Origin of the sequence: Devosia sp., assembly GCF_017307565.1 — a bacterium.
Classification (GTDB): domain Bacteria; phylum Pseudomonadota; class Alphaproteobacteria; order Rhizobiales; family Devosiaceae; genus Devosia.
Map to the genome: position 1 here is coordinate 1 of NZ_JAFKHD010000465.1, position 10,428 is coordinate 10,428.

A 10,428-nucleotide genomic window follows, 5' to 3' on the forward strand; every position below is an offset into this window, starting at 1 on the left:
TTTTCAACGAGGGCTATTCGGCGACCGCCGGGGAAGACTGGATGCGACCGCAGCTCTGCGAAGAGGCGATGCGCATGGGCCGCATTCTGGCGCGGCTGATGCCGGAAGAGGCCGAGGTGCATGGCCTGTTGGCGCTGATGGAAATCCAGCATAGCCGGGTCAATGCCCGCATCAATGCCAAGGGCGAGCCGATCCTCTTGCCGGACCAGAACCGGGCGCTGTGGGACCAGTTGATGATCCGGCGTGGATTGGCAGGGCTCGATCGGGTCAACGCGCTCAACGGCGTTGCCGGGCCCTATGCGCTGCAGGCCGCGATTGCCGCGTGTCATGCGAGGGCGCGGCGGGCTGGTGACACGGATTGGCGGCGGATTGCTTCGCTCTATGCCGTGCTGGTGGGAATCATGCCGTCGCCCGTGGTGGAACTGAACCGCGCCGTGGCGGTTTCGATGGCCGAAGGCCCTGCTGCCGCCTTGCCGCTGGTCGAGGCCATTCACGCGGGCGGAATGCTGGAAAACTACCACCTGCTCTATGGGGTGCGCGGCGACCTGCTGCGGAAGCTCGAGCGGCACACCGAGGCCAACCTCGATTTTCGGCGCGCAGCAGAGCTGACCCGGAACGAACGGGAGAAGGCCTACCTGCTAGGGCGGGCCGCGGAGGTCGCGGGGTAGCCCCCCGCGGAGGCAACATGGATTGCCGGGACAAGCCTGGCACTGACGGCCGTTTGGAGTTTTGCGCGCCTCAAGGGAGCGGTGTCAGACCGGTTCGAGGCGGCTCAGGTCGAACTTGGCTTCGAGGCTGTTGCGGTCAAAAGGCTTGAGCATGTAGTCGTCGGCGCCTTCCTTGCGGGCAAGGGCAATGGCGCCGATGTCGTGCTCGACCGTGCAATAGACGATGCGCGGCTTTTCCCCCCCGATATAGGCGCGCAGGAGTTTCAGGAACTCCAGCCCGCTCATGATCGGCATGTTCCAGTCGAGCAGGATCGCGTCCGGCATGTCGGCCTTGCACTTCTCGAAGGCTTCCTCGCCGTCTTCGGCTTCCTCGACCGAATAGTCGAGGTCTTCCAAAATTCGGCGCGCCACTTTGCGCACGACGGTGGAGTCGTCGACGATCAGGCAAGAAGGCATGACAAAGCTCCGGGCAGACAGGCGCTGCCCGAACTATGCGCGGCAACTGGTTTGGGAATGGTTAGCGAAAAAGAAACTTTCCCGCCAACCGCACAGCCCGTTATTCGCTGGCCGTTTCGGCCTTGGCCTCTTCTGCCACGACTTCTTCCTTGGCCTTGGGGATGGCGGTGAAGAAGAAGACCTCGGTTTCAATGCCGATATCGAGCTCCATATCGGTCATGCGAGCAAGAAGGCCGGTATAGAACGGCTGAATGCCGCGGGCGTCGACCGAACCTTCTTCGGGCATGCCCGAGAGGAGGCCGGCGGAGCCGGACGGGATCAGCGTCTTCTGGCGCTTTTCCGGATCGCTCTTGGAATTGAATTCGAACTTCTCTTCGCCGGCGGCGCCGGTGACCTTGACCGTGACGAGGCCGCCGCGCGGCACGGAACCGGCTGCGATCAGCAGCATGTTCATCAGGAGCTTGGCCTTGTGCTTGGGCAGCAGGATCAGCGGCACCTGCCAGTCGAGATCGGCCTTTTCGATATCGAACAGGATGCGTGCGACGCGCTCGCATTCACGCGTGTCGATATCGGTGCCGGCGGTCGAGGAAGCGCCATAAGCAAGGCGGGCGAATTCGAGCTTGGCACGGCTCTGCTTGGCAGCGCTGGCGATGAGGTCGCGCGCGCCTTCCGACATTTCCGCCTGGCTGGGATCGGCGAGCACTTCGAGCCCGTTGCCGATGGCGCCGATGGGATTGATGAGGTCATGGCAAACCCGCGAGCACAGCATTGCGGCGAGGTCCGTTGCCTTGAGCTCAATGATATCGGTCATCCTAGGTCTCCATTTCCGCCGGGGCGGTGAATCAGTGTTGGGAAGATAATGGGCCGCGCGGGCCAGCACTACTGCGTCGATAGGTTTTTGGACAATGTCGGCCAATTCTCGGCGCCGCGTCGCGCCGCTGCATCAGGGGCGAGCAGGAAGGCTTCGCGATTGGCCGCGGAATAGAAGAAGAAGAGGCGCTGCTTGAAGACTGTGTATAGCCGCGGGTCGGAATCCGAAACGAAGCCGCGCGCCATGCTCATGGCCCCATGGCCGCCATATTGGGGCGCATAGATTTCCGGATGACGCTTGAAGATCTCAAAATTCGCCTCGTTGGCAAAGAGCCAGGGCGCGCCCATCCAGTAGAATTCAAATTCCGGCTTGCCCGGCAGCGGGGCCGGTTCGGTAAAATAGGACACCGGATCCATGCCGCCGATGGCGATGCCCGTCAGCGGGTCGGTGGTGATGTAGCTGACCACCGACTGGCCGTAGCTCGGGGCAAAATGGGCGGAAAACAGCCCGAAAAGCGGCAGGACCACGGCAAACATGGTTAAGATTTGTTTAGAGGTTTGCTGCATGATCGAAACCCAGGATCGGCACGTCGTCGCCGGCAAATTTGCCGCAAAGACCTTAATGTCCTCGTAACCACGCTGAGCCGCCATGGGAGATGGATCAATGTTGAAACGCCTGGCCAAAATCGGCGCCCTGTTGCTGGCGCTCGCTTTGCCCGCCGCGGTGCCCGCCCTGGCCCAGGGCTCGCTGAGCGACACTTATTCCGGGGCCGAACTGGTCGAAAGCGGTCATCAGTTTTTCGGCTCTGCCAGCCAGGGCCTCGCCTCGGTCGTTGAAAAGGCCGTGAGCCAGTTCGGCCTGCCCAATGGCTATATCCTTGGTGAGGAAGCCGGTGGCGCGCTGTTCATCGGCGCCAAATATGGTGAGGGCAAGCTCTACACCCGCAATGCCGGTGAATTCTCGATCTACTGGCAGGGTCCCAGCATCGGTTTCGACGTCGGCGGCGATGGCTCCAAGGTCATGATGCTGGTCTATAATCTGCAGACCATTCAGGACATTCTCGGACGCTATCCGGGCGTCGATGGCTCTGCCTATGTCATCGGGGGTCTCGGTATGACCGTGACCAAGCGCGGCAATGTGGTGGTGGTCCCGATCCGCTCTGGCGTCGGGGCGCGTCTGGGCATCAATGTGGGCTATCTCAACTTCACCAACCAGCCCACCTGGAACCCCTTCTGACCGCTGTCGGTCCAGAAAAAGTGTATTGGAGCCGGGGCTTTGTCCCCGGCTTTTTCGTGACTCGTGTCCCAAAGCCGTTAGGGTTAATCTTCTGTGGAGATGGCCAGGGTAAAACCTGAGCGCTAAATCGGATTAGGACGAACCGGCTTTGCCGGGGCTGCACTGCGGCCGGAGTATGCGCGATGCTGATCGAGAACATGATGTATTTTGCGCTGGGCCTGTTGGTAGCAGGGCTGATCGCGCTCATCATCATGCCGGCGGTGTGGAAACGGGCGGTGCGCCTGACCAAGCGCCGCATCGAGGCCGCGACCCCGATCACCCTTTCCGAATTCCGCGCCGACAAGGACCAGCTGCGCGCCGAATTCGCGCTCTCGACCCGCCGGCTGGAAATGAATGTCGAGACGCTGCGCAAGCGCCTCGCCGAGCAGCTGAGCGATGTAAACCAGAAGCGCACCGACCTCGGCGCGCTGAAAGCCGAGCGCGAGCAGCACATGTCCGTGGTGTCCGAGCTGGAAAGCCGCCAGGTGGACCTGCGGGCACGCATCATCGAGCTCGAGAAGGAAGGCACCGACCTCGCCCAGCGGCTGCGCATGCGCGACCGCGACGTGGAAGTGCGCCAGGACGAAATCGAGACCCTGCGCGGCAGCCTCCGCGAAGGCTTTCCGGAAGCGACTGGCGGAGAAAACCTCAGCGGCGACTACGACCATGACGTTGATCGCCTCAGCGCCTCGCTCGCCATCGAGCGCAAGCGCGCGGCCTTTCTTGAGGAACAGGCCCACAGCCTGATCGAGCGGCTGGAAAATTCCGATCGTCGCTCTTCCGAGGCGACGGCCGCCATCGCGCAGATGCGCGATGCCCTTGCCCGGCGCGATGCGCGCGAGGAAGAAAACGCCGAAGCGCTGGTTGCCGCGGAAGCCCGCATGGCGAGTGCCGAGAACCGGCTCAACGCGCTCCTGGCTGAATCGAGCGAAGCCGTCGCCAAGAGCAATGGCCGGGCCGAGCAATTGCTGGCCGACAAGCTCAGCCTCGAAGACGAGGTCGAGCGCCTGCGCGGCAAAGTCGCCAATGTCGAATCCTCGATCCTGGCGGACTGGGAAACCGAGCGCTTCGAGGAAGCGCACCTGCGCGAAAAACTCAACGACATCGCCGCCAGCGTCAGCCGGCTGGTCTATGCTGTGGACCACGACACCCCGATCAACGACAATCCCGAGGAGAGCCTCTTCGATCGCGTGCAGCGCTTTGCCGATGACGGGGAAACCATGGGAACGCTGGAGCCGCCGAACGCCGAGAACAACCGGCGCGGCTCGGTATCGGATCGCCTTGCCGCGCTACGGGAAATTCAGGGACGCTAGGGAAGGCCCCCTCACCCCAACCGAATTCGCAAAGGCAAATTCGGTGGTCCCGCGGCCGACTTCTCAGAGCATCATGACATAGTGGGCGTAAAACTACTGCGTGGCGATCTCGGTGCTCTGGCGCAGTTCGCCGGTCTTGGAGTCGAATACGGCGAGCATCACCGCACCACCGGCGCGATAGGTCACCTGGATTGTGCCATCGACGGTGAGCGAGGAGAGCACTTCGGACCCGGCCGGTACGATGACGCTGGCGGCAATCGTCGGGGGCGGCGCGTCGCGCATGACGCGATAGACAATCGCGAAACCAACCGCCATAAAGCCCAGCAACATGATGCCCATGGCGAAACCCGCCGAGCGGCGTGCTTTTCCAATAGCGGCAGTGGCCTCCGGCGAAAGTTCTTTCTCGTCGGCAAAGGCCGTATTGTCGGACTTTTCAGGATCATTCATGGCGGACGATACCGATCTAGAATTCGAGGGCGAGCCAGTCGAGCTGGTCGTCGATGAAGCCAATGCCGGGGGCCGCCTCGACGCCGTGCTCGCTAGAGAACACGACGTATTGAGCCGCAGCCGCATCAAGGATCTGATCCTTGCAGGCGCCGTCACCATCGACGGCAAGACCGTCAGCGAACCCAAATATCGTCTGAAGGCCGGCGAGACAATCGTCCTTCTTGCCCCACCCCCGGAAGATCCCGAACCGCAGGCCGAGGACATACCGCTCGACGTTCTCTATGAGGACGACGAACTGATCGTCATCAACAAGCCGGTGGGCATGGTGGTGCACCCGGCTCCTGGCTCGCCCAATGGCACGCTGGTCAATGCGCTGATCTTCCATTGCGGCGACAGCCTCAAGGGCATCGGCGGGGTCAAGCGCCCGGGCATCGTGCATCGGCTCGACCGCGACACCTCGGGTGTCATGGTCGCCGCCAAGACAGAACGCGCGCACAAGCACCTCTCCGAACAATTCGCCGACCATGGCCGGACCGGTCCGCTGCACCGTGCCTATATCGCTTTCGCCTGGGGCACGACGCAGAGCGCCATGGGCACGGTAGAGGCCCCGCTCGGCCGCGACCCTGGAAATCGCCTGAAACAGGCCGTGCGCAAGGATGGCCGCGAGGCAATCACCCACTATTCCGTAGAAGCCCGCTATGGCGGCGAAGGCTGGGACATTACCCGCATCCAGTGCCAACTCGAAACCGGGCGGACCCATCAGATCCGCGTACACATGGCCCATATCGGCCACCCCCTGGTTGCCGACCAGGTCTATGCATCGGGCTTTGCGACCAAGGTCAATCGCCTGCCCGAAGAGCTGGCTGACGCCGTGCGCGCCCTGGGCCGCCAGGCCCTGCACGCCGCCGAACTCGGCTTCGAGCATCCGGTGACGGGCGAAGAAATGATGTTCGAGGCGGACCTGCCGGACGACCTGCAGGCGGTGCAGGATGCGCTCGAGCCATTTGACAAGGCTTTCGCGCGCTAGGCCCGGCAGATCACCCAAGGGTGATCGAACCGAAAGGGCTATTGGCGCGTAATCCTGATAGGCGAGACAAATGCAGGCGGGAACCTTATCCAATTTGTAACGTTGGATGACGTTTCTGCCTCTTAAAATCGCCAAACTGCCGCCTATATATGGCGGTGCGTCTTCACCTGTGCCGACTGGACAGGGGGAGATTATTCCGCCCGCGCAATGCGGGGGATAAGAAAGGGGGTGCGTCCATGGCCCAAACCAATCTTCCCGTTCTCTCTTCCGAGGGCGGCCTCAGCCGTTATCTCCAGGAGATCCGCCGGTTTCCCATGCTGGAACCCGATGAAGAATACATGCTGGCCAAACGCTACAAGGAACACGCCGATCCAGGCGCGGCGCAGAAGCTGATCACCAGCCACCTGCGCCTCGTCGCCAAGATCGCCATGGGCTATCGTGGCTATGGCCTGCCGATCTCGGAAGTCATTTCCGAGGGCAACGTCGGCCTCATGCACGCCGTCAAGCGCTTCGAGCCCGAAAAGGGCTTCCGCCTGGCGACCTATGCCATGTGGTGGATTCGTGCGGCCATTCAGGAATATGTGCTGCGTTCGTGGAGCCTTGTTAAGATCGGCACCACGGCCGCCCAGAAGCGCCTGTTCTTCAACCTGAGGAAGGTCAAGGGACAGATCGCAGCGCTCGACGATGGCAGCCTGCATCCGGACCAGATCAAGCAGATCGCAACGACGCTCAACGTCACCGAAGACGATGTGGTGTCGATGAATGCCCGCCTTTCGGGCGACGCCTCGCTCAACTCGCCCATGCGGGCAGACGAGGGTTCGTCGGAATGGCAGGACTGGCTGGTCGATGACACGCCGGACCAGGAAACGAGCCTGGGTGAAACCCAGGAGTTCGACGAGCGCATGACCCTGCTCAACTCTGCAATGGACGTGCTCAACGAACGCGAACGCGCCATCTTCCAGGCTCGCCGCCTGCAGGATAATCCCGCGACGCTTGAGGAACTGGCCCAGCAGTATGACGTCAGCCGCGAGCGCATCCGGCAGATCGAAGTCCGCGCCTTTGAAAAGGTGCAGGAAGCCGTGCAGCAGGCTTCGCGGGCCCATTAGGTCAAGCCAGCATTCAAAGAAAAAGGCCGTCCCGCTGGGACGGCCTTTTTATTTGCCAGTCTCATCCCTGCCCGACGCCTATCGCCGAACGTTGAACAGGCCATTTTCTTTGGGAGGAAGCGGCTGGGGGTTTAGCGCTTTCGCTGCGACCGGTGGCAAGGGCTGCGGATTGAGCGCCGTCGCCTCTTTCGGCGGCAGGGGCTGAGGGTTGAGGCTGACTTGCTGGCCGGGCTTGAACATCGGCGCTGCCTCGACAACGCCAACGGAAAGACCAAGGCCGGCAACCAGGGAAAAGGCGACGACAAATGACTTAATGGACATTTCGAAACCTCATGTTGTGATGTCCACACCATGCCCATCCATCTCTGACCTGCCGCTGAAACGATAATTCAGCCTCCGTTCACCCAGCGCCACCTCGTTCCACCAGATCCCACAGGCGGTAACGACCCAGGATCAGCAGCCATGGCGTATCGTCCTCGGGCTCGACCTCGACGCGGGCCCCTACCCCCTCATTGGACGTGCCGATCAAACCGCCGGGCTCCAGCAGGAGCCCATCCATGGGATAAAGAAGTCCAGTCGAGCGGACGAAGCGAATGGGGACCAGCGGGTGGATGGACACGCGCTCGCGCGGCCCGGCCTCGAACGAGACGCAGCCAGTGACGGCGAGGGCCACATCGACCTCGTCGATCAGCATCAGCTTGCGGCTCGGGGCATATTGCAGCACGGCGCTGAGGGCGGCGAGCGTGTGGTCAAGGCGCTTGCCGGTCATCCCGAGCGCCAGGGTGACAGGAGCCTCGGTCGAATAGAGTGCCTTCTGGAAATCGGTGGTGATCTGTTCGGGGATATGGATGACGCGGGTGCGGCTTTCCCAGGCGGCGCGATTCGTCAGGGAATCGAGATCGCCGATGATGGCATCGGGTAAAAGGCCGGCCGCATCGATCGTATCGGCGCCGCCATCGGCCCCGACCATGGCTACGCCCCTGGCGGCCAATTCACGCAGCAAAGCCCCGTCCACCGTGCCGCCGCCGACAATGGCGAGGGGTCGGTCGAAGACCAGCGGCAGCGCTTTCGGGCCGCGTTCTGAAGTCACTTGCACTGTCACATTTCTCTCAATATTGTCCGAGCCGTCTCGCTGGGGTGTTCTGGAAATCTTCCGGAGCTGAGAGTTACCCATTGAACCTGAACCAGGTCATGCTGGCGGAGGAAGTTCGAGATGGCAAGGGCGCCTTTTCGCGCTTCTACCATTGACACATACCCTTCTCCCATGGCCGCAACCGTTGAAGGGATGACCAGATGGTCAAATCCACTTATCTGGCGCTTGCGGTCCTTTTTGGATTGTCTGCCGGTTCTGCCGCTGCGCAGGACGTGCCCACGCTCACCATCTACACCTATGACGGCTTTGCCGCCGAATGGGGCCCCGGCCCGCAGCTTTCGGCCGCGTTCGAGCCGGTCTGCGGTTGCAAGCTCAACTGGGTTGCCGCGGATAGTTCCATCGGCACGCTGCGTCGCGTGCAGCTCGAGGGCGCAACGACCGAAGCCGATCTCATTGTCGGCCTCGACACCGCCATCGCCGGGGAAGCCCGCGCCACCGGCCTTTTCGCCGACCATGGCCTGACGCTCGACAAGCTGGCCCTGCCCCAAGCCTGGACCGACGCGCAATTCGTGCCGTTCGATTATTCGCACTTCGCCTTCATGTACGACACCGACCGGACGGCAACGCCGCCCAAGTCGTTCGAAGAGTTGATCGCCATGCCGGACGATTTCAAGATCGTGGTGCAGGACCCGCGCTCGGCAACGCCGGGCCTGGGCCTCGTGCTCTGGATCAAGGCTGCCTATGGCGATCGCGCCGGTGAAATCTGGGCGGGTCTCAAGCCCCATATCCTGACGGTGACACGCGACTGGAGCGAGAGCTATTCGCTCTTCCTCAATGGCGAGGCCGACATGGCGCTCTCCTATACGACCTCGCCAGCCTATCACATCATCGAAGACGGCGACGACACCATCAAGGCGGCGCTGTTCGAGGAAGGGCATTATCCGCAGATCGAAGTGGCGGGGATTCTGAAGTCTTCCAAGCATCAGGATCTGGCGCGGCAGTTCCTCGCCTGGTTCGCCTCGCCTGAAGGCCAGAAGATCATTCCGACAACCAACTGGATGTTCCCGGTGGTCGATCTCGGTGCCGATCTCAACCCCGCCTTTGCGACCCTGCCGCAGCCGGCAAAGACCCTGCACCTCAGCGACGAGGACATCCTGGCCCACTCCTCGGCCTGGATCGACGAGATGCTGGCGGCCGTACAGTAAGCAGAATGCAAGGCACGATCACGATGCAGCGCCTCCCCCGTCATGGGGGAGGTTGGGTCGGGGTGGCGACACCGTCCTCGCTCCCGTCCTCTTCCCCAGCCCTCCCAGCAATGGGGACGGGTTCCGCTGGTTTGTGGGGCGGACAATGCTGACCCTGCCCCCGCGCCCTGCCCGGATCGGCGTGGCGAGCCTCCTCGCCATTGCCATTGCCGGGCTCATCGTCGCCGTGCTCTGGGCCATTCTCGACGCAGCGACCGAGCCGAGCGGCGCGTCGCGCGTCGATATCCCGCACCTCTTGCGTATGACCAGCATCCAGGCGGGCCTGACGACGGTCCTGTCGCTCGCCGTGGGCATGGCCCTCGCCTGGGCGCTCAACCGGCTGCGGTTTCCCGGCCGCGACCTCGTCGTCGGCCTTTTTGCCGCCGCCATCGTCACGCCGGGCATGGTGGTTGCCTTCGGCCTGCTCTCGATCTGGGGGCGCAATGGCTGGATCAATAAGACCAGCGAAGCCCTGTTCGGCTTTTCGCTGGGCAACCCCGCCTTCGGGCTTTCGGGCATTCTGCTCGCCCATGTAATTCTCGACGGCGCCTTTGCCGCCCGCATTCTCCTCGCCCGGCTCGATGCCATTCCGGCCGCGCGGCTCAAGGTCGGCCAATCGCTGGCGCTTTCGGCACCACAGCGTTTCGCGCTGATCGACTGGCCAGCCATGCGCTCGAGCCTGCCCGGCCTTGGTGCGATCATCTTCCTTCTGGCCTTCACCAGTTTCCCGATCGTGCTGCTGCTCGGCGGCGGGCCGGCCAACCAAACGCTGGAAGTGGCGATCTATACAGCCGTCCGGCTTGATTTCGACCTTGTCGGGGCCGTGCGGCTGGCCCTCACCCAGATCGCGGTCTGTGCCATCGTCATCCTGCTCGCGTCAGCCAGCACGCCGGTCGTCGCGGTCGCCGAGGCCTACTCGTTCGAGGCCGTGAGCAGGCTCGGCTTCCTCGCCGCGATCACCGAGCGCGTGACGCTCATGTCGGCGATC

General features: G+C 62.8%; 12 protein-coding genes, 1 pseudogene and 1 riboswitch. Of the genes and pseudogenes, 7 read left to right on the forward strand and 6 right to left on the reverse strand.

The window, feature by feature from the left end:
• Window positions 1–668, forward strand: a 668-nt coding sequence (locus J0I64_RS20635) for a DUF6596 domain-containing protein (RefSeq protein WP_366933770.1), incomplete at its 5' end; no start/stop codon positions are given.
• Window positions 669–752: 84 nt separating this feature from the next.
• Here the strand turns inward: J0I64_RS20635 and J0I64_RS20640 are convergent.
• The 3 genes from J0I64_RS20640 to J0I64_RS20650 form a co-directional block, all read right to left on the reverse strand.
• Window positions 753–1,124: a PleD family two-component system response regulator gene (locus tag J0I64_RS20640; protein ID WP_291411819.1), complete on the reverse strand. Its 372-nt coding sequence runs from the start codon at window positions 1,122–1,124 to the stop codon at window positions 753–755.
• Between the two features lie 100 nt (window positions 1,125–1,224).
• Window positions 1,225–1,935: a histidine phosphotransferase ChpT gene (gene chpT, locus J0I64_RS20645; protein ID WP_291411821.1), complete on the reverse strand. Its 711-nt coding sequence runs from the start codon at window positions 1,933–1,935 to the stop codon at window positions 1,225–1,227.
• Window positions 1,936–2,003: 68 nt separating this feature from the next.
• The gene (locus J0I64_RS20650) at window positions 2,004–2,471 is read right to left on the reverse strand and encodes a YHS domain-containing (seleno)protein (protein ID WP_291411823.1); all 468 of its coding nucleotides are present in this window, start codon (window positions 2,469–2,471) and stop codon (window positions 2,004–2,006) included.
• A 127-nt stretch (window positions 2,472–2,598) separates the two neighbouring features.
• Here J0I64_RS20650 and J0I64_RS20655 point away from each other — a divergent pair, with 127 nt between their 5' ends.
• Both J0I64_RS20655 and J0I64_RS20660 read left to right on the forward strand, forming a co-directional pair.
• Complete coding sequence (locus J0I64_RS20655; protein ID WP_291411826.1) at window positions 2,599–3,171, forward strand: DUF1134 domain-containing protein; 573 nt, start codon at window positions 2,599–2,601, stop codon at window positions 3,169–3,171.
• Window positions 3,172–3,353: 182 nt separating this feature from the next.
• The gene (locus tag J0I64_RS20660; RefSeq protein WP_291411828.1) at window positions 3,354–4,523 is read left to right on the forward strand and encodes a hypothetical protein; all 1,170 of its coding nucleotides are present in this window, start codon (window positions 3,354–3,356) and stop codon (window positions 4,521–4,523) included.
• Between the two features lie 93 nt (window positions 4,524–4,616).
• Here the strand turns inward: J0I64_RS20660 and J0I64_RS20665 are convergent, their stop codons facing one another.
• A complete protein-coding gene (locus tag J0I64_RS20665; RefSeq protein ID WP_291411830.1) occupies window positions 4,617–4,970 on the reverse strand; it encodes a DUF6476 family protein in 354 nt (117 codons plus the stop codon).
• Between J0I64_RS20665 and J0I64_RS20670 the strand changes: the two genes are divergently transcribed.
• Complete coding sequence (locus tag J0I64_RS20670; protein WP_291411832.1) at window positions 4,969–5,997, forward strand: RluA family pseudouridine synthase; 1,029 nt, start codon at window positions 4,969–4,971, stop codon at window positions 5,995–5,997. The genes J0I64_RS20665 and J0I64_RS20670 overlap by 2 nt on opposite strands.
• 236 nt (window positions 5,998–6,233) lie before the next feature.
• On the forward strand, window positions 6,234–7,103 hold the full coding sequence (rpoH, locus tag J0I64_RS20675; protein WP_291411833.1) for an RNA polymerase sigma factor RpoH: 870 nt from the start codon (window positions 6,234–6,236) through the stop codon (window positions 7,101–7,103).
• A 78-nt stretch (window positions 7,104–7,181) separates the two neighbouring features.
• On the opposite strand, the gene J0I64_RS20680 is transcribed toward rpoH, so the two are convergent.
• Both J0I64_RS20680 and J0I64_RS20685 read right to left on the reverse strand, forming a co-directional pair.
• Complete coding sequence (locus tag J0I64_RS20680; RefSeq protein WP_291411834.1) at window positions 7,182–7,424, reverse strand: hypothetical protein; 243 nt, start codon at window positions 7,422–7,424, stop codon at window positions 7,182–7,184.
• 79 nt (window positions 7,425–7,503) lie between these two features.
• The gene (locus J0I64_RS20685; protein WP_291411836.1) at window positions 7,504–8,193 is read right to left on the reverse strand and encodes a thiamine diphosphokinase; all 690 of its coding nucleotides are present in this window, start codon (window positions 8,191–8,193) and stop codon (window positions 7,504–7,506) included.
• A 33-nt stretch (window positions 8,194–8,226) separates the two neighbouring features.
• Window positions 8,227–8,328, forward strand: a riboswitch (TPP riboswitch).
• A gap of 68 nt (window positions 8,329–8,396) precedes the next feature.
• Between J0I64_RS20685 and thiB the strand changes: the two genes are divergently transcribed.
• Window positions 8,397–9,401, forward strand: coding sequence for a thiamine ABC transporter substrate binding subunit (gene thiB, locus J0I64_RS20690; protein ID WP_291411838.1), 1,005 nt, complete (start codon window positions 8,397–8,399; stop codon window positions 9,399–9,401).
• Between the two features lie 145 nt (window positions 9,402–9,546).
• Window positions 9,547–10,428: pseudogene (locus J0I64_RS20695) on the forward strand (hypothetical protein); the annotation flags it as partial.

What these genes read in the sequence shown, in the direction of transcription:
- J0I64_RS20640 (WP_291411819.1), bottom strand. Translation starts at nt 1,124, where the DNA reads ATGCCTTCTTGCCTGATCGTCGACGACTCCACCGTCGTGCGCAAAGTG.
- chpT (WP_291411821.1), bottom strand. Translation starts at nt 1,935, where the DNA reads ATGACCGATATCATTGAGCTCAAGGCAACGGACCTCGCCGCAATGCTG.
- J0I64_RS20650 (WP_291411823.1), bottom strand. Translation starts at nt 2,471, where the DNA reads ATGTTTGCCGTGGTCCTGCCGCTTTTCGGGCTGTTTTCCGCCCATTTT.
- J0I64_RS20655 (WP_291411826.1), top strand. Translation starts at nt 2,599, where the DNA reads ATGTTGAAACGCCTGGCCAAAATCGGCGCCCTGTTGCTGGCGCTCGCT.
- J0I64_RS20660 (WP_291411828.1), top strand. Translation starts at nt 3,354, where the DNA reads ATGCTGATCGAGAACATGATGTATTTTGCGCTGGGCCTGTTGGTAGCA.
- J0I64_RS20670 (WP_291411832.1), top strand. Translation starts at nt 4,969, where the DNA reads ATGGCGGACGATACCGATCTAGAATTCGAGGGCGAGCCAGTCGAGCTG.
- J0I64_RS20665 (WP_291411830.1), bottom strand. Translation starts at nt 4,970, where the DNA reads ATGAATGATCCTGAAAAGTCCGACAATACGGCCTTTGCCGACGAGAAA.
- rpoH (WP_291411833.1), top strand. Translation starts at nt 6,234, where the DNA reads ATGGCCCAAACCAATCTTCCCGTTCTCTCTTCCGAGGGCGGCCTCAGC.
- J0I64_RS20680 (WP_291411834.1), bottom strand. Translation starts at nt 7,424, where the DNA reads ATGTCCATTAAGTCATTTGTCGTCGCCTTTTCCCTGGTTGCCGGCCTT.
- thiB (WP_291411838.1), top strand. Translation starts at nt 8,397, where the DNA reads ATGGTCAAATCCACTTATCTGGCGCTTGCGGTCCTTTTTGGATTGTCT.